Below are 17171 nucleotides of genomic sequence, written 5' to 3' on the forward strand. Positions count from 1 at the left end.
CCGATGCCAGACGAGTATGCTGAGACCGAACTCCCTGCCCTTGAGACGCTCAGCCAACTCGGGTGGGATGTTGTCGACCAACAGCAGACGGTGTGGAACGACCCTCGTGAGACAGAATCGTCGGCTGTACTTGAGCCACGCCTTCGCGCTGCTGTCGAACGGCTGAACCCGTGGATTGACGAGAACAACCTCAACAAGGTCGTCCGCGAGGTCCAGCAGGTCGCGGGTACGAGCACGATGGACGAGAACCAGCAGATCCACGAGAAACTCGTCCAGCATACATCAGTCAAACAGGACCGCGGCCACGGCCTAAAACATCAGACGGTCGAATACATCGACTACGAGACTCCCGAGAACAACGATTTCTTCGCGCTCAACCAGTTCCGCGTTGAGGGGCAAATCGAGACCATCAAACCAGACATCGTGCTGTTCGTCAATGGTATTCCTCTCGGTGTCATCGAGTGTAAGGCCCCGGGCATTGCGGAACCGAGAAGCGAGGCGCTCGAGCAACTCCAGCGCTATCAGAACGAGCGCACGAAGACCGGGAAAGAAGGGGCTGAAGCGCTGTTTCGGTACAACCAGTACTCGGTGGCGACGTGGCTCGAAGGCGCTGTGATGGGCACCTACGGCACGCCAAAGGGCCAGTACAAGCCGTGGCGTGACCCGTATCCCGTCGACGACGAATACCTCGCCGATGCCTTTGATCTCGAGGGTTACGTCCCCGATCAGTACCGGATGCTGTACGCACTGTTCGAACCCGAGCGACTGCTCGATCAGCTCCGGCACTTCACGGTCTTCGAGAACAAACAGAGTGGGCAGACCAAGCTGGTCGCTCGCTACCAGCAGTACCGCGCCGTGCACAAGGCGCTCGAGCGGATCGAGAAGCGCAATCAGCGGGAAGCACCCGGTGGCGTGGTCTGGCATACCCAAGGCTCGGGCAAGTCGCTCACGATGCTGTTCCTTGGCCTCAAACTCCGCCGCGAGAAGGACGACCCGACACTCGTCCTCGTCACCGATCGGCAGGCGCTTGACGACCAGATCCATGCGACGTTCGAGCGCTGTGGCTTCCCGAACCCGAAGAAAGCCGACGGCATTGAAGACCTCCGCGAGAAGCTCAGCACTAACGCGGGCGAGACGATCACGACGTTGATCCAGAAGTTCCAGCTGCAAGACGATGAGGAGGGCGATTTCCCCGTGCTCTCTCGAGATGACGACATCTACGTGATGGTCGACGAGGCCCACCGGACGCAGTACAAGCATCTCGCAAACAATATGCGGACGGCGCTGCCCAACGCCTTCTACGTCGGGTTCACGGGCACGCCGATCGAGAAAGAAGAGCGCGACACGCGCCAGACCTTCGGCAACTACATCGACACGTACACCATCGACCAATCGCTCGAGGACGACACGACTGTCGAGATTCTCTATCAGGGGCGGCTCGCCGACATGCACCTCGAGGGCGAGACGCTCGACACGATGTTCGACCGGATCTTCGCCGACCGTACCGAGGAAGAGAAAGCGGAGATCAAGAAGCGATACGCCAAGACACAGGACCTCGCCGAGGCCGAAACCCGTATTGAACGTGTTGCCCTCGACATCATTGAACACTACGAGAACGAAATCGCAGATACGTTCAAAGGGATGATCGTCACCACGAGCAAGCGTGCGGCGATAACCTACAAGGAGAAACTGGACGAACTCAACGGCCCGGAGTCTCGGGTCGTCATCTCGCAGGGACATAACGATCCCGAGGACGTCAAAGAATGGGCTCCGACCGACTCGGAGTTGAGCGACTACAAGGAGTCGTTCGTCGATCCCAACGGCGAGGTTGAGCTACTCGTCGTCTGTGACATGCTCCTAACCGGGTTCGACGCGCCGGTCGCGCAGGTCATGTATCTCGACAAGCCCCTCAAGGAGCACAGCCTACTGCAGGCGATCGCACGGGTCAACCGGCCATACCCAGACAAGAACCATGGACTGGTCATCGACTACTACGGTGTCTCGAACGAACTCCGAGAAGCGTTGGCAATGTTCAGTGCGGACGAGGTCGAACGCGCAATGGTGCCCCTCGAAGACAAAGAGGCCGAGCTCGAGGCGGCCCATCGGAAGGCCGTCTCTTTTTTCGACGATCTCGAGGACATCGAGACGTGTCTCCAGACGCTCGAACCGGAGGACCGCCGTATCGAGTTCAATAACGCGTTCAAGCGGTTCTCAAAGCTGATGGACATCGTCCTTCCAGATCCGATGGCAAACCCGTACAAGGCCGATCTCGAGCAACTGAGCGAGATCTACGGCCGGGCAAAGGAACGCTATCGTGACGACGAGATGAATCTCGAGGGTACTGGCGAGCAGGTCCGCGAGTTGATCCACAAGCATATCCGCTCGTCTGGGATCGAGGTTCTCAACGACGAGCCAGTGTCCGTGATGGACAAAGACGAGTTCGACACGAGACTTGATACGTTAGACAGCGACGAAGCTCGGGCGAGCGAAATGCAACACGCTGTCAAACACGAGATCAATGTTCGTTTCGACGAGGACCCGGTTCACTACGGCTCACTGCGGGAACGTGTCGAAGAACTCATCGAGGAGTACAGACAGCAGCGGCTCTCCGATCGCGAGGTCATCGAAGAGCTACGCGACGTGATGGACGAAATGCGGTCACGAGAGCAAACAGCCCACAAGAAGGGTTTCGATGGCACGACAGAGCTATCATTCTACCACGCCATCGAGGACGTGCTGAACGCCAAAGAGCGTGGGCTCGACGAAGAGTCGGTGATCGAGCTCACTGGTACGCTCGTCGGTGCTGTCGAGGAGTTTACGAGTATCGTCGAGTGGAAGCAGAAAGTGAATATCCAAGACCAGATTCGCAAGCAGGTCAAGATCGAGCTATACAAGTCCGACCTTGACCTGAGTGATGCCGAGCGCGACGAGCTTACCAACCGCGTGATCCAACTCGCTCGCTCGCACTACGAATGAGAGAGCATCACATTGGCCAGACAGTCATTCCCTACGAAATCGACTGGTGCGACGACCGCGAGACGATCGGGCTCTCGTTGGATCAGTCGCTCGAACTCACCGTCCGCGCCCCGATGACGGCGACAACCGGCGAGATCGAGGACGTCCTCGAGAGTCGGCAGGAGTGGTTGCTCGAGAAGCTCTATGGGTTGCAGGAGCAATCGGAGCCACCGTATCCGAAAGAGTACCTGAGCGGCGAGAAACTGCCCTATTGCGGCCGCCAGTACCGGCTCGATGTCGTCGAGGCAGATGTGCCAGAGCCCCGGCTGTCTTTCGATGGCACCGAGTTCACGCTGCGTGTGCATCGATTTGACGCGCCGGCCGATGCAGTAAGCATTCGGCGGAAGCGCCAAGCAGTGGTCGATTGGTACCTTCGCCATGCTGCAGACAAACTCCCTGAACGTAGCCCACAGTATGAGTCGAAGCTGGGGCTGTCCGATGTATCGATTGACGTTGGCGACCTCTCCGGCCGCTGGGGCGAATTTGACGATGGGATGGTTCGACTAAACTGGCGACTCATCCTTGCACCCGTTCGGATTCAAGACTATGTGCTCGTCCACGAGCTGGCACATGCTGCCCATGATGATCACTCTGACGCGTTTTGGAATACGGTGGGAACATTGATTCCAGATTACGAGAAGCGCCGTGAATGGCTCCGACTCAACGGCAATTCACTGACTGTCTAACTCATAGGACATTCTCTATGGCCTAATTCCATGAATAGTGGATTGTATCTGCTGACAACTACAGTTGCGAACTTAACGCCGATACTTCTACCTCCTACCGGAGATGTTAACGGTGGTGTGCTGAATACAGAGCGTTAATGCCGCACGACATCTGGCACAATTTGCGAAGGTGGTGATTGCTTAGTACAGTATCTACAGCTGGCGGGTAACATCCTGTGGCAAGATACAGCCTATCGTTATCACATGGTTTTATATCGTGTAGAAAGCAACACTCTTATTATGCAGCGTAACAAATCGATGATTGTATTTCAGCCGCTGTTTCAGAGCGGAACAGCGGTTTTGTCTTTCCAAGACCGATGAGTGGCAAAGCTACTATTCTGATTGACGGCGGCTACTTCGACAATATAAACAGGTATTCAAAGAATACGCACAACTCGGCGGTTGATGTGCATGACTTCGCAGAAAAGCTTGCACGGACGTTTGGGTCAGACCTGCTTCGGTGCAAATTCTATCATGCACTCCCATATCTGCCGGAAGACCCCACAGATGAACAACAGGAACGATACGAGGGAGCACAGTCATTCTTTGACACAATTGACGATCAGCCAAAGACTCAATTTGAGAAGAAGGGGCGTGTAAAGCAAGAGCATGCAGATTGTCCTGATTGTGGAAATCACTTCACATACTCCAGTCAGAAAGGTGTGGATGTCGGAATTGCAGTAGACCTAGTAGAGATGGCATCAGATCAGAACTCGCCTGGAGCGTTCGTCCTAGTCTCTGGAGACGAAGACCTCCAGCACGCTGTTCGAGCCGCGAAGGATAACCACGCTAATGTATTCCTCGGCTATGCGTACGATCCGAGTGCAAGCCTCTACTCGGCCCAGCAACTTCGCCAAGAAGTTGATCAGCATGTAAACGTCGTCGATGGCTTCCTTCAAGACGTTACTCTATAGGATCGCAACCAAACGAAGACGTCATGCTGAACTCATCCTTTGTATTCAGCACGCCGAGGTTGGCAGTATCCAGATAGGCGGAATCTCACGTCAATAGCTGTACTACCTGCACTGATCGATGTACCGTTATCGAAATAGGTGACACGCGCGACTTGTCTGTCTCCACACGCCGATAGAGAGAGATCGACGATGAGAGTGTTTGTTGAAGTACGAAAACCAGTGTTGATAACTACCAGAACGGGCACTCCCCGACCGTCGCAATTCGATCCTCGCAGCAGCACTTATACACCCTATACAACTTCATCATCCGCCCGCTGTCGGTCAAATCCGCGAAGTTGTGCTCGATATTATTAACCACCCAAATAGATAGTAACTTTACCTTTATTCCAGAGAGTCGATAGATAATTCTCCGCAGACAGCTACCCGGCACTCGAGAAGGTTCACTTATCGGGTCAATCGCTCAGGGGGTAAATTATTGAAGCTTCGAATCCGGGTGCCACAGCAGCGCGTCGGAGACACCGCTACCAGTGGCAACCGGCAATTTCTCAGTCCCGGAAGACGCGATTCTTACCCGGACAGTAGTCGGCTGCGTGCTCGGAGCGCTGCATGATCTGGATGTCAAGGTCGCCAGCTTCGGCATCAAGCCGTGTCAGCGATCCCACGAAGCCCGCCCGACACTCGGTCTTTGGTGGGGCCTGCATCGAAATCGTCTCGTCCTTGAGTTCCTCACCCTCGAGGGCAATCTTCCCGGTGACGCCCACTGTCACCTTCCGCTGGCAGTGGGACCGGTTGTAGATGACGATCGTGCCAAGTTGGTGAGTCTTGCCGGTGGCAGTCGTACACTCAGCACAGCCACGCTGGTCGTTGATCTGCACTGTCTGCGACTGTTCAACGTGTACCTCTTGGCGCTGTGTGACCGTTGTTGTCGCGTTCTGTCGGTGGTGCCCAGAGCTCCTATTGCCGGAGCTGCTGGCTGTAACAGACCCAGACATCAGGAAACTCGAGACGGCACCAAGGGCTCCTAACACAGTCCGGCGTGCTGGCTTCGAAGTCGATTCGTCAGTCGGTGGGTCGTGTGGTCGTGAGGTCATGGTCGTGAGCGATAGGGTGTGAATGTATCAGTTGCAGGTGATCCAGCGACGTTAGCCTCAGCTCGTGCTGGCCACCTCGTAGGCGTCGATGATGCTTGCGGCCCAGACGATGGGGAACGTCAGGAAGCCGATCGCGACGGCCATCAACAGCACGTTGATGACCTGCACGACGAACAGCGCAACGGCCTTCTCTTTCTCGCCATTCGACCACTGGCCCCAGCCGGTGATCAGCGCCGATCGGAGTGCTGCCTGTCTGGGTGTGAGTTCGTTCTCGCTAACATGGCTCTCTGTGGGCGACCATTCGCTGCTGTACTCTCTGTAGTCGAGCGTGACCTCACAGTCGTGGGGGTGGGCGGTCTGACGCTGTTCTAACCGCTCTCGATCGCTGTCACGGTCGATGATACCGCATTCCTCGCAAGCGAGGAGGTATGTTGCCATCTCAGTGGACACCTCTGCTGTGCTTTCGAACCCGCCGTCGCGACGGGCACTCGCCGGACAGTGCATCTGGCTCGAGCGGTCTGTGCTCGGTCGCCATTATCGTGCCATTCGTTTGCATGGCTACCTCCGGAGGACCGGGCACGGGCCAGTACTGTAGCCTCACACCCAGTCCCAGTCCGAGGGCAGAGCGCCGTTGGTCAGGCGCTCCACACGACGGCTGCCGGGTCATGTCGGTCTACACCATCGCGAAACAGCGCCAGTGTTGACTGCTGGCTGGACGCAATCACGGGGTCGACTCCTTGCCATCTCGCCCGACACGTCGTCGAGCAGAACGTTCGGATTCTCTCGTTGGCCAGCCCGAAGCCTGTGCTCTCTCGAGCGCGGACCGTCTCGGTAACCCGAAGATCGCCACCGCAGTACTCACACGTCGGCGCAGTCGTCATCGCGTCGGCACCCCCACTCGTCGTGATTCGAATACAGGCCCGGTCTCGACAAGGACCGCGTCGCTCGCCCGGTCGACACATCGATGGCCACCGCCGCCACAGCGTGTGCAGCGCAGGTGGTCGACCACGATCCCAGACTCGTCGGTGGCCGTCACCAACGTGAGGTCGCCGCCACACACGCAGGTATGAGTGCGGGTCATCGGTCGAACCCCTCTATCGAGATGATCCCGCAGCCGCGCCGGCAGTGCTGGGCTGGCCGCCCGTCGATCGTGACCGGGAATGTCCCGGCACCACACCGTGGGCAGCCGTCACGTTGAACACCGTGCTTGGGCGTCATTGGTCGTCGACCTCCGGATTGACCGATCGGAACCCGGCCTCGTAGCACGGGAAGCACGGCAGCTCTCGCCCATCGTCGCGTTTCGAGGGCGTGATGCACGAACAGTCAGCCGGACGCCCTCGGCCACCGTCAGCGACCGCTCGCTTACCTGTGTCGGCGGTCGTCTCGAGGGCGTCCTGTGGCGGCACGATCTTCGGCTCGCCGTCGACGTGCTCGCCGTTGAATTGGTCGGACACATCGAGCGCATCGAGCAGCAGCGCGCTCGTGGGCATCATGCCCGTCTCTCGAACGGTTCGCCGGAGGTGCTTACACCGGTTCCCATTGTCGTGGTCCGGGCAGGTGCAACTGCCAGCAAACACGTCGACAATGTACGTCGAGCCGCTCTCGCTCACGACCTCGTACTCACCCTCGTCGAGCGCTGGGTTGATCCCCGGTCCCAGCACGGTCAGTTCTTGCTCGAGCGCGCGGATAGTGCGCGCGTCGGTACACAGTTCGTCGGCTTTACGGCCATCGGCCGCGTAGTCTCGAGTGGTCGTCATTGGTATCATCCCCGAAGACGACCGAGCTCGCCTGTACCAGCAGGCGGGCGTTCTCTGAGAGACAACGCCCCCGAGGAGCCCGTCCGTCTTCATCCATTACTTCTACCTGTAATGGCTTAAACCTCACACACAACGCTTGAGACAGTCGAATACAGCTTACTGTAACGATCCTTGACTGGTGGCTGTAAAGGATATGGAGCTACGGACGTTACTCCTAACCGTAATGGGATCGAACAGCGTCGGCACGACTATGCCCGGTGCCGATCGCGACGACGAGGGCCGATATCAGTCCACGTACCCACTCGAGGATTTCATCAACGCGCTCGAGGCCGAAGGCGGTCAAGCAGGAACGCAAGATGTCGTCGATCGCGTCGGCTGCTCTTACGAGCTTGGTTACAAACGTCTCCGGTCACTCGAGGATGATGGCCAGATCTCGAGCCAGAAGATCGGCAACGCCCGGCTGTGGCTGCTCTCTGGCACTGACAGCGATAACGATCCAAACTGAAGTTAAGATACGCTGGCGGCGGCTAGCTTGAGATAGAGACATCGGTTGCGTCCCGGTGCAAGCAACTGGCAACCGGACGTTTCCATTTCGATAGGACAGCGCTGACGCGGAGATTCATCCTTGTAGCCGCAAGAGATAGTCAGATAAGCCTGATTCTACAACGGTATCGGATAGGATTATTTAGTCCCCATTATGGGACTAACACATATGTGGGGTGAGAATACACTTTCCCGGCGGGCTATACTGGCGGGGGTTAGTGCGGCCACTAGCTCCATCGTTATAACGGAGGTAGCAGCACAGGAACGCGATCCAACAGAGTATGATCGTCCACTAATAATTGAAAAGAACGGTATCGAAACTACGTTTCGTGACTGTTCCCGCGTTGTCATCGATAGCGACCACCAGTCGACAATAACCTTCATCAGCATCGGTGTTGGATGGACCACGCCTGACAATTGGGTTCAGAACGAGGAGGTAGACGTTGAAAACCCAGAACTTCCGTTTGAGTACGTAGTTAACTGCCATCTCGACGAAATTGGTGTTGAAAACGGCGCTGCGACAATTGATTATGTTAACGTGTGGCACGACGGCGCTGATTCACCTTCACATTTCCCAATGCCATTTGGAGAATGGGATTGCGGCGAGATACGTGGGCAAGAAGTCGATCCATACGTACTCGAAAATTTCTGCTGATGTATCGAACATTACAGCATCTAAATGATGAGTATGTGTGTGAATTAGATACCTCATTGTATGATCTACCGCGAACTCTACGAGGGTACGGGGATCATATCCGACGTAGACCTGATTATGTCGTCCTGAACATCTGGCCACCCGAGGCTGCGTCTCGGACACTGTGTTTCCACACTCACTCCTCGTGCCGACTGAGATAGCCCGACCGAGTGGCTCATCACAGCCGCGTGTCGGGCCGCTGACGCCGTCTCGAGGGCAGCGCGAAAAAAGTCATACAAGTGGTCGAGTGCCGCGAAACGGCAACCCCCCGGCTGGATCAACGCTTCACCGAGTGCATTGACGGTGGGGTCTACAGCTGTCCCAACTGTGCAAGGGAGTGACCTACGCCGAGATGAACGACGGCGACGAGCGTTGTCGCTGACGATAGACTGACGCTCGGACCAACCTGTAACGCGTCGTGTGATGGACGGCCACTAGCGGCCAGTGAGGGCGAGCGGTGACTCGAGTAGGTGTCAGAGAGGCGCAGCGCAGTCGCTATCGACGAGGGCGTTCGACCGGCGCCCGAGCGGGGTCAGTCCCCTCGGTTCGGCGGTGGTCCGTCGGCGGTCGACTGGGAATCACTGGCTGGTGACCACTCAGCGTCCTCCGTTGGCTGCCTCAAGCGGTGAGTGTCGCCCGAAGTCCAGAAGTCCCACCTATAGTGAGTTATACGCGCCACTTCCGCACTTTCGTCCCCGTTGAGGTCGTCGTCCTCGATCGGGTCGAGTTCGACCTCACCGTGGTCGTTCACCCGGTGGAGGCCGTCGTCTTGCCAGACATAGCCGTTACCTTCGGTCCTTCGGCTTAGCACCTCGCGATCGACGAGCCGCCAGAGATGCGTGCGGACCTGTCGCTCACCGATCTCGACTGCCGGGTGGGCGGCCAGCTCGGCCGTGGTCCACTTGTCGAGATCGCGGGCAGCCTCGATCACCTGCCGCATCCCATCGCTCCACGTCTTGAGTACGCGCCCCTCGCCAGCGGTCGGCACCCAGTCGGGGAGCGTGTTCGTGTGGACGTAGACCACTGCGCCGTTGCCGTCGCGCCCAAAACGCATTGTCGCCTGCAGCGTCTCGTGTTCGGTCATGTGCTTGCGGATCCGGTTGCCAACCTCGCCGTAGTCGGTCCGGACGCCAGCCTCGAGCGGGAGATCCTCGCCGGGGAACTGGGGTTCAATTGCCTCGTCGAGATACGCCCCCCACTTCTTGACGTAGTCGGGCCCGAAGTTCCGGGAGCCGATCACGGCGCCGAGGCGCTCGGTGGCAAACTCGTTGGATCCGAGGACGTTCCCGTAGTGTTTTGTCCGACTGACGTGCTCCTCGAGGACGCCCTCGTCGTCGTAGAGCTTCTCGGCACGGGCGGTCGTGATCAGGTCGGGGAGCTGGCCGTGGGTGTCGTCAATCGCCTCGAGCAGTGCAGCGTCCTCGTCGACGGTAACGCGGTTCGCGATCTCGTCCTCGCCGGCGCTGTAGGACTTGACCGACTCTGTCGTCCGAACGATCCGGAGGCCGAGCGCGTCACGGATGTACTCTGCGCGTTCCTCGTCTTGGAGTACTGGCCGGTGGTTGAACCGTCGGCGCCCGAGGGCGATGCGCCACATCTCCGGTGTCGGCGTCCCGTCGAGGCCAACCACGTTGCGCGCGTAGTCGATCGAAGGTGGGTCCATGACGTGGATCCGCGACTCAGCGCGGTTGAACAGCCCGAGCTGGCCACCGAGTGCGTCGCCGATGCGGGCTCGCTCCCAGCCGTTGCCGAGCTTCTCACTCGCCAGCAGCGTGTAGACAGCGACGGGGGCAAGCGCGTGGCCGCCGTCGACAAACGCCTGTAGGCCGTCGGTCTCGACGCCGTAATCCTCGAACCAGAGCAGCGCCTCACCGCGGCGTGCGTCGTCCTCCCGGTTCTCGATGAGATCGGTGTAGTCGTCGAAAGGGATCGTGTTCTCGTCCTCGAGAAACGTCGAGACGGCGCGAGAGAGCTGTTCCCCCTCGAGCGTGGTTTCGTACGCGCTGCCGGGGAATTCGTCGATCAGGACACTCCGGCCCGTCGTCACCTTCTCGTTGTAGAGGTGGCTGTAGTGCCCAATTAGCACGTCGTAGTCGTCGGGTTCGAAGCGCCACTTTGACGAATACGGGCACTCGCCGTCGTGTTGGCAGGGCAGCGGGTGTCCCAGTTTGCTCTCAGCGAACTTGTGAATCTGTTGGGGTGTTGCCCCAGCGTTATACCAGCGGGCAACGGTGTCGGCCGAGTCCTCGCCGTGCTCGCCGTTGGCCGTCGGACAGTCGTGCGTGAATGCAGGTAGCGTGTAGTGCTCAAGGGAATGTTCGTCGGCCCAGTCGCGGTACCGGGCGTACTGCTCCTTCCGGCCGCGACCGGTCGCGATCGTTGTGGGCTTGGTGGTCTCGGCGATCGATTTCACCGCACTGTAGGACTTCCCCATTGTCGGCAGCGCCTCGATCAGTACGTCGTCGCAGCGTTCATTCGCGCCCGTGATCGCGTCCGCCGTGCGGTCCCACGCGTCTTCCTGCGTGAGTGTCTCGTCGTCCCGGTCGGCAGTTGTCCAGTCCCAGCCGTTGATGGCCGCCCGCGTCGTGGGGGAGTTGGGCAGGACGGCGGTGTGTTCGATCTCGCTCGACGGGTTGTACTCGAGCTTGGGTATCGGCGCACCAGCGTTGCGGGCGGCGTCGACGGTCTCCCACCACTCCGCGCCGGTAAGCGAGTCGCGCGGGTCGGTGAGCGGGCCGCGTCGATAAGCGAACCAATCGAGCGCGCCGAACGTCGATCCGCCGCCCTCGTGGTCATAGAAAGTCGTCCCATCCCTCGAGAGATGGAGGCTTTGGCCACTGTCAGACGATCGGTACGGCGGGTTGTGATACGTGAAATCATCGTCTCCGCCGTTGGCCGTCGGGATCGTTATCGGGAGATCGGCGACGGTAAGCCGGTTGACGGCGGTGAGAACGTCACGGATCTCGTCGGTCGTTTCGTCGGCGCGTGTCGCTGACGGCTCGTAGTCGTCGGGGACGCTGACGGTGGTGGGGTTCGGCTGGTCGGTAGTGTCCCCGAGCTTGTCGTGGGCCTCAAGCCAGCACCGGAGCGCGTTGCGGTGGCCGTCGTCAAGCCGACCGAGGTAAGCGGGCGTCCCCGGACGCTGCTCGCCCGTGAGTGCCATAACCTTTGTCTCCGCGTACAGTTCGACCTTTGGTGGGTCGTCGTTCGCCCCCCATGGCTCGCTGTCGAGCGTGATGACGGGCTCACTCTCGGCACCGTCTGGGAGTCCCTCAAGACAATAGAACACGGCATGATCGCCGGTCCCGCTCGAAGACGGCCCGGTGAACGTCGGGGCCATCTGCGCGAGAAACGCCTCCCACGCGGGGTGTCGGTCGCCCGTCTCGGGACAGACGACGTTGTCGCCGTCGGCGAACAGCACCGGGTCATCGGGCTGCATCAGGTAGGCAACGCCGTCGACGCGAATCGAGTCTGCCGCCGCACGGTGAGCCGTCCATCCGTCGCGCCAGTGGCCGTACTCGGGCTTCCACTTCCAGCGCGGGTCTTCGTCGGTGCCGAGGTCGGGATACGCCTCGCCCACGTCGGGGGAGACCCATGGCGCAAACGGTTTCTTCCCGACGCGGCACATCCATTGCTCGCGGTCGAGCCACTCGTCGAGCGAGAGCCCTACGTTGCCGCCGCCTCCCCCCGCGCTCTCGCCGGTCACGTCCGTCGGCACGGTCTCCGCGTCGCCCGTGGATTCGGTCGCATCTTCGAGCTCGTCCTCGGCTTGCGAGCCGCCGTCGACGGCCGAAATGCAGTCGTTGCACAGGTGGCCATTCTCGACTGTCTCGGTCGACCCACCGCCGCAGCGGAAACACCTGACTGTGGTCACGCTGACCACCCCGGGGGCGTAGACGTGGGGATCTCCAACAGCATCTCGACCTTTTGCCGGTGGTAGTCACAGAGGTGTAGTTCTCCTCGGTCGGGGTGGACTACTGGTACTGCGTTGCGATGGGCGCAACTGAGCAGCATGCACTGGGCGCCGGCCGCCCCATGATCGAGGTACTGATGCTGCTTGACATGTTCCGGGCTGTCTGAGTCTGATACAGTACCCGAGTTCCTCTCGGAGTGCTCGGTCATTTCCGACACCCCCCGGAGAGAGACACCAAAAATGCCGTTTTCGAACAGCTGGTCTTGAATCGCCTGTGGCAACCGTTGAGGGCGTCTGGATCTCTCCAAGCGAAATACTGAATTCGCTCGGCGTGGTCGTCAGACACGCCTGCTCACCTCTGTGGGCTGGGTAACGTCGCCGCAGGGGGCCGTCGTCGCCTTGGAACAGTGAGCGGCCCTCGCGGTGTGTCCGTACATCACGGCCGACACCTCCCGTTCTCGAGTGCCGGACAGTGTTTTGTCGGGTACTCGATGGTGCAGCCGCAGAACTCACAGATAGGAGTAATGTGATTGACGCGACTCACGCCAACCACCACCATTCCCTCACAGAATCGCCCGCAGGCGTTAACCCGCGCTGGTAATTCTGTTGAACTCCCTTCTGCAAGGGAGTAATTTTCAGCCAAAAAATGGCGAATCCGGCCGTATCAAGGTCCGTACCTTGCGGTATGGAACCCTGAGTACGGCGGAGAAATTGTAGTGGACTCGCCGGGATTTGAACCCGGGGCCTCTCCCATGCCAAGGGAGTGATCTACCCCTGATCTACGAGCCCTCGTACGCATTTCACAGTTCCCGTCGGGTATAGATAAACCCCTCGAATTCCTCGAGCCCCGTCACGCTCACACATTCTCATCGGCTGCCGCTCAATTGGGGTCATCGGCGCTGAAGTCGTGATCGGCCAATTGAAATGTCACAGCGGGTTCCGTCCAGGCAGGTTACGAACGCTTTTTGCGGGTTCCCCGACGAAGCCTGACCGATGGCCGGGGATCAGGACCGTGACCGTCGAGACGACGAGCGCACCAGCCGCGGAGACGTGCGTGACACCTACGACCGTATCGCGACCCACTTCGCCTCGACGCGGGAGTACGCGTGGCCTGAAGTCGAAGCCTTCGTCGAGCGCCACGCGACCGACTGCGACACCGCTGGTGTGGGTCTCGATCTCGGCTGTGGCAACTGCCGCCACGCCGAACTGCTGGCAGCCGATCTCGAGTCCGTCGTCGGACTCGACGTCAGCCGCGGGTTGCTCGAGACGGGCCGCGAGCGCGCGCTCGAGCGTGACTTCGATGTTGCACTGGTCCAGGGAGATGCGACCTCGCTGCCGTTGGGGGACGACACCGTCGATCTCGCCGTCTACGTCGCGACGCTGCATCACCTGCCGACCCAGCGCGCTCGCCGGGCCAGTCTCGACGAACTCGCGCGGGTGCTGGCCTCTGACGGCCGCGCGCTCGTCAGCGCGTGGTCGACCGCTCACGACCGGTTCGACGAGACCGATGGCTTCGATACGACGGTCGAGTGGACCCTCCCCGGTGGCGAGACGGTCGATCGCTTCTATCACATCTACGCACCCGACGAGTTCGAAGCGGAGCTGGCCGAGAGCGACCTCTCGGTGCTCGAGTCGGCGGTCTCGAGCGGGAACTGTTATGCGACGGTGGCAGGCACGGCGTCGACACCGTAGTCGGCCGCGGATAGCGCCTCGAGACGCTAGTTGTCGATCGATGATCGGCTGACGGCGGCGGCACTCGCGGGTGGGCGACGGATCGGAAAAGGAAGAGCCTTAAACGTGGAACGAAAACCTGGAAATGCGCGCGGATGGTCTAGTGGTAGGACCTGAGCCTTCCAAGCTCATGGCCCGGGTTCAAATCCCGGTCCGCGCATTCCTGTGGCGAACAACTCCGTGAGCCGCAGGAATCGCATGAGGAATTTGAATTACGGAAGACGCATGCGCACGAGCGAAGCAAGTGCGACCGTCTTGAGGTGGTTCAAATCCCGGTCCGCGCATTTCTGCTGCGAGCAACGTCGAAAGCAACATCGAGTGTCACTCTCTTGTATCAGAGCTCCAAAACCGGAGCAGGCAGACTCCGTGGATTGTAGTACGCTGCGTTCCAAGACAGTTCGTGGAGTACGAACTGCTCGGCTGGCCACCCGACGGCCCCAAACTCCGACTCGATTACGAACGGTTCAGCTACGCCGGCAAATTCGTCATGACGAACACCGGCAAAGCGGTGGCGCGGTCAGCGGACGGCGAGATCGTCGCGGCAGTCGCGTTCAACGAGGATCGCACCGATGCGGACACGCTGTGGCTGCGCTACGTGACCGTCGACCGCGACCGGCGCGGCGAGGGCATCGGTCCCATACTCTGCCGAGACGTCCGCGATCGGGCCCGCGAGCGTGGTTATGAACGGCTCCGGATTGCCGTCAACAACCCCTTTGCCTACGAAGCGCTCTACCGGGCCGGCTTTGCCTACACCGGTGAGACGACGGGGATCGCGGAACTGATCCTCGAGTATCCGACGCCGGACGACGACACTGGGTGGACCGACCGCGATCGCTATCAGGCCGGACTCGAGGAGTTTCGCGACCGCGATCTCTCCGACGACGAGACGGCGTTTCTCGACACGCGGCGTGACAACGAGCCGCCGGACCGCGAGACACGCGACGAGTGAGGCTCAGTGGTAGTCAGACCGCCTCGGTGGGTAGCGGCCACTGGTATACAGTTTCACTCGGGGGAGCGCACAGCTGCGGATCGATAGCGGGGCGCTAGACAGTTAGGAACCTGCTGGGAAACACCTACGACGCGATCCGGTTTGCACCCGCGCGGCGTGTCCATGCGGGACGACAGTGCCTTCGATCAGCGTCGACCGGAATCAGTCGGGTCGTCGAACGGCTGCGCGAGCGGTGTCCAGTATGATTGCCGAGGAGTGAGGTTCCGTTGACAACCGGCGGAAACCAGACGCCGGGAATCGGAAGGGAATGGTGAGATGCTCGTGCTCGCACGAACACGGTGACACCGCTATAGCTAGCGACCCCGAAGCCTCGAGGCCGCTCAGGTCACCACGTCAACACTGGCAGTGCTCTCGTTACTCGCCTCGCAGCAGATCCACGACGTAGCCCCCGAGGGCCTGCTCGAGGCCGCCGTACCCGACGTAGAGGATCATCGCCTCGAGTAAGACGACACCGACGAGGGCAACTGCTTGCGCGTTTCCCGAGAGGGATTCGATGCCAAACATTATGGGACAGGGTTGGGGTTTCAGTCGTCAGCGACGGCGCTATCCGACGTGGCGGCACAGCGGTTCGGACCGAGCTCGAGTTCGGTCTCTTCGTCTTCGTCTTCGGGTTCGTACTCGCCGGCGTTGGTCGCGATGACCTGCTCGTAGTTCGGCGGCTTGGACGGCAGGTTATCGAACATGTGCTCGACGAAGTCGTCTTCGTCCATGCGGAGGATTTCGTTGTTCTCCCAGAGGTAGCCGACGGTCGAGAACATCGGCTGGCCGGGCGTCACGTCGATGTACTCGCCGTCGTTGGTGACCGAGAAGTGCCCCGGCAGGATCTTGACGTCGTTGGGCTCGGACATGATGACGTTGTGAAGCGTCTCGTACTGGACGCGAGCGCCGTCGCGGGCGTCCTTGTCCGCGAACTGGAGTTCGGTGCGGCCGATGGATTCGACGAACAGCGTGTCACCGGTCAGCAGCGCCTCGTTGTCGACGAGATAGGAGGTCATCCCCGTCGTGTGGCCCGGCGTATGGACGGCCTTGATCTCGACGTCACCGAGTTCGACGACGCCGTTGGGCTCGATGGGATCGAACTCGAACTGCGGGTCTCGAGTTTCGGCGGGTGCGCCGAGGTGGTATGGCACGCCGAGCTTGTCGGCGAGCTGTCGGCCACGCGAGATGTGGTCGGCGTGGATGTGCGTGTCGAGGACGTGCGTTACCTCGAGTCCGCGCTCGCTTGCGGCCTCAAGGAACTCGTCGGTTGCACGGGTGACGTCGACGAGGGCGGCTTCGCCGGCGCGTTTCGAACCGACGAGGTAGCCCAGGCAGCCCTTCGAGCGACGCTGGAGCTGGACGATGACGAGGTCGTCGTTTTCCGTCGCAACCGGCACGATGTCATAGACCATACTCCAGGCTTCCATGCCGTTATCGACGGTCTTGACCTCGTCAACGTATCCCTCGTCCTCGAGGTAGTTCGCGAACCCGTTCGCGGATCGGCCCGTCGCACAGATCGTCACGACGGTGTCGTCCGCGTCAATGGCGTCTTCGTCGAACTCGCCGACGAGCTCGTCGTTGCTCCCGGAGTACTCGACGTTCTTGGCACCGGCAATATGCCAGTCCTCGAAACTCTCGGGCGATCTGGTATCGAAGAGGACGAAGTCCTCGTCGGCGTCGATCATATCTCGCAACGCTTCAGCAGTGATTGTCTCGACCATCGTCACTGTATTGTATATAGTGCCCACGTAAAACGGTTTGAGCGGGGAGAATAATTTCCCTCAAATATCGGGGGTGAGA

General features: G+C 60.0%; 15 protein-coding genes and 2 tRNA genes. 8 read left to right on the forward strand and 9 right to left on the reverse strand.

Going from position 1 to position 17171, the window contains the following annotated elements; all coding sequences use genetic code 11:
* The first annotated feature begins 3 nt into the window (after positions 1 to 3).
* From BDK88_RS13690 to BDK88_RS13700, 3 genes are all read left to right on the forward strand, one after another.
* Entirely contained in the window at positions 4 to 2976 is a 2973-nt protein-coding gene (locus BDK88_RS13690; protein WP_130500909.1) for a type I restriction endonuclease subunit R, read from the forward strand.
* The gene (locus BDK88_RS13695) at positions 2973 to 3701 is read left to right on the forward strand and encodes a M48 family metallopeptidase (protein WP_130500910.1); all 729 of its coding nucleotides are present in this window, start codon (positions 2973 to 2975) and stop codon (positions 3699 to 3701) included. The genes BDK88_RS13690 and BDK88_RS13695 overlap by 4 nt, the downstream gene beginning before the upstream one ends.
* A gap of 356 nt (positions 3702 to 4057) precedes the next feature.
* Positions 4058 to 4654 (forward strand): NYN domain-containing protein, encoded by a 597-nt coding sequence (locus BDK88_RS13700; RefSeq protein ID WP_130500911.1) that lies wholly within the window; start codon positions 4058 to 4060, stop codon positions 4652 to 4654.
* Between the two features lie 545 nt (positions 4655 to 5199).
* On the opposite strand, the gene BDK88_RS13705 is transcribed toward BDK88_RS13700, so the two are convergent.
* The 5 genes from BDK88_RS13705 to BDK88_RS13725 form a co-directional block, all read right to left on the reverse strand.
* A complete protein-coding gene (locus tag BDK88_RS13705) occupies positions 5200 to 5529 on the reverse strand; it encodes a hypothetical protein (protein WP_130500912.1) in 330 nt (109 codons plus the stop codon).
* A 273-nt stretch (positions 5530 to 5802) separates the two neighbouring features.
* Positions 5803 to 6183 (reverse strand): hypothetical protein, encoded by a 381-nt coding sequence (locus tag BDK88_RS13710; protein ID WP_130500913.1) that lies wholly within the window; start codon positions 6181 to 6183, stop codon positions 5803 to 5805.
* A gap of 197 nt (positions 6184 to 6380) precedes the next feature.
* Positions 6381 to 6626 (reverse strand): hypothetical protein, encoded by a 246-nt coding sequence (locus BDK88_RS13715; RefSeq protein ID WP_130500914.1) that lies wholly within the window; start codon positions 6624 to 6626, stop codon positions 6381 to 6383.
* Complete coding sequence (locus BDK88_RS13720) at positions 6623 to 6826, reverse strand: hypothetical protein (protein WP_130500915.1); 204 nt, start codon at positions 6824 to 6826, stop codon at positions 6623 to 6625. The genes BDK88_RS13715 and BDK88_RS13720 overlap by 4 nt, the downstream gene beginning before the upstream one ends.
* Positions 6827 to 6959: 133 nt before the next feature.
* Positions 6960 to 7502 carry an SWIM zinc finger family protein gene (locus BDK88_RS13725; protein WP_207225292.1) on the reverse strand — a complete coding sequence of 181 codons (543 nt, stop codon included), beginning with the start codon at positions 7500 to 7502 and terminating at the stop codon, positions 6960 to 6962.
* 223 nt (positions 7503 to 7725) lie between these two features.
* On the opposite strand from BDK88_RS13725, the gene BDK88_RS13730 reads away from it, so the two are divergent.
* Together BDK88_RS13730 and BDK88_RS13735 are read left to right on the forward strand one after the other, a co-directional pair.
* Positions 7726 to 8007: an ArsR family transcriptional regulator gene (locus BDK88_RS13730; protein WP_242611675.1), complete on the forward strand. Its 282-nt coding sequence runs from the start codon at positions 7726 to 7728 to the stop codon at positions 8005 to 8007.
* A gap of 207 nt (positions 8008 to 8214) precedes the next feature.
* The gene (locus tag BDK88_RS13735) at positions 8215 to 8700 is read left to right on the forward strand and encodes a hypothetical protein (RefSeq protein ID WP_130500917.1); all 486 of its coding nucleotides are present in this window, start codon (positions 8215 to 8217) and stop codon (positions 8698 to 8700) included.
* Positions 8701 to 9271: 571 nt separating this feature from the next.
* On the opposite strand, the gene BDK88_RS13740 is transcribed toward BDK88_RS13735, so the two are convergent.
* Both BDK88_RS13740 and BDK88_RS13745 read right to left on the reverse strand, forming a co-directional pair.
* Positions 9272 to 12613, reverse strand: a complete 3342-nt coding sequence (locus BDK88_RS13740; RefSeq protein ID WP_130500918.1) for a hypothetical protein — start codon at positions 12611 to 12613, stop codon at positions 9272 to 9274.
* Between the two features lie 756 nt (positions 12614 to 13369).
* A tRNA-Ala gene (locus tag BDK88_RS13745) sits at positions 13370 to 13441 on the reverse strand.
* Between the two features lie 204 nt (positions 13442 to 13645).
* Here BDK88_RS13745 and BDK88_RS13750 point away from each other — a divergent pair.
* The 3 genes from BDK88_RS13750 (at position 13646) to BDK88_RS13760 (ending at position 15332) form a co-directional block, all read left to right on the forward strand.
* Positions 13646 to 14344 carry a class I SAM-dependent methyltransferase gene (locus BDK88_RS13750; RefSeq protein WP_130500919.1) on the forward strand — a complete coding sequence of 233 codons (699 nt, stop codon included), beginning with the start codon at positions 13646 to 13648 and terminating at the stop codon, positions 14342 to 14344.
* A gap of 128 nt (positions 14345 to 14472) precedes the next feature.
* Positions 14473 to 14543: transfer RNA gene (locus BDK88_RS13755), tRNA-Gly, on the forward strand.
* 240 nt (positions 14544 to 14783) lie between these two features.
* Positions 14784 to 15332 (forward strand): GNAT family N-acetyltransferase, encoded by a 549-nt coding sequence (locus tag BDK88_RS13760; protein WP_130500920.1) that lies wholly within the window; start codon positions 14784 to 14786, stop codon positions 15330 to 15332.
* A gap of 414 nt (positions 15333 to 15746) precedes the next feature.
* Here BDK88_RS13760 and BDK88_RS21245 read toward each other — a convergent pair whose 3' ends face one another.
* Together BDK88_RS21245 and BDK88_RS13765 are read right to left on the reverse strand one after the other, a co-directional pair.
* Positions 15747 to 15896, reverse strand: a complete 150-nt coding sequence (locus BDK88_RS21245; RefSeq protein WP_165396970.1) for a DUF7512 family protein — start codon at positions 15894 to 15896, stop codon at positions 15747 to 15749.
* Positions 15897 to 15916: 20 nt separating this feature from the next.
* Positions 15917 to 17092: an MBL fold metallo-hydrolase gene (locus tag BDK88_RS13765; protein ID WP_130500921.1), complete on the reverse strand. Its 1176-nt coding sequence runs from the start codon at positions 17090 to 17092 to the stop codon at positions 15917 to 15919.
* Positions 17093 to 17171 lie beyond the last annotated feature (79 nt).

The organism is Natrinema hispanicum (assembly GCF_004217335.1).
GTDB lineage: Archaea > Halobacteriota > Halobacteria > Halobacteriales > Natrialbaceae > Natrinema > Natrinema hispanicum.

Excerpts from the sequence above, each read along its gene's own strand:
- BDK88_RS13690 (WP_130500909.1), top strand. The coding sequence starts at position 4 with ATGCCAGACGAGTATGCTGAGACCGAACTCCCTGCCCTTGAGACGCTC.
- BDK88_RS13695 (WP_130500910.1), top strand. The coding sequence starts at position 2,973 with ATGAGAGAGCATCACATTGGCCAGACAGTCATTCCCTACGAAATCGAC.
- BDK88_RS13700 (WP_130500911.1), top strand. The coding sequence starts at position 4,058 with ATGAGTGGCAAAGCTACTATTCTGATTGACGGCGGCTACTTCGACAAT.
- BDK88_RS13710 (WP_130500913.1), bottom strand. The coding sequence starts at position 6,183 with ATGGCAACATACCTCCTCGCTTGCGAGGAATGCGGTATCATCGACCGT.
- BDK88_RS13715 (WP_130500914.1), bottom strand. The coding sequence starts at position 6,626 with ATGACGACTGCGCCGACGTGTGAGTACTGCGGTGGCGATCTTCGGGTT.
- BDK88_RS13720 (WP_130500915.1), bottom strand. The coding sequence starts at position 6,826 with ATGACCCGCACTCATACCTGCGTGTGTGGCGGCGACCTCACGTTGGTG.
- BDK88_RS13725 (WP_207225292.1), bottom strand. The coding sequence starts at position 7,502 with ATGACGACCACTCGAGACTACGCGGCCGATGGCCGTAAAGCCGACGAA.
- BDK88_RS13730 (WP_242611675.1), top strand. The coding sequence starts at position 7,726 with ATGGGATCGAACAGCGTCGGCACGACTATGCCCGGTGCCGATCGCGAC.
- BDK88_RS13735 (WP_130500917.1), top strand. The coding sequence starts at position 8,215 with ATGTGGGGTGAGAATACACTTTCCCGGCGGGCTATACTGGCGGGGGTT.
- BDK88_RS13750 (WP_130500919.1), top strand. The coding sequence starts at position 13,646 with ATGGCCGGGGATCAGGACCGTGACCGTCGAGACGACGAGCGCACCAGC.
- BDK88_RS21245 (WP_165396970.1), bottom strand. The coding sequence starts at position 15,896 with ATGTTTGGCATCGAATCCCTCTCGGGAAACGCGCAAGCAGTTGCCCTC.
- BDK88_RS13765 (WP_130500921.1), bottom strand. The coding sequence starts at position 17,092 with ATGGTCGAGACAATCACTGCTGAAGCGTTGCGAGATATGATCGACGCC.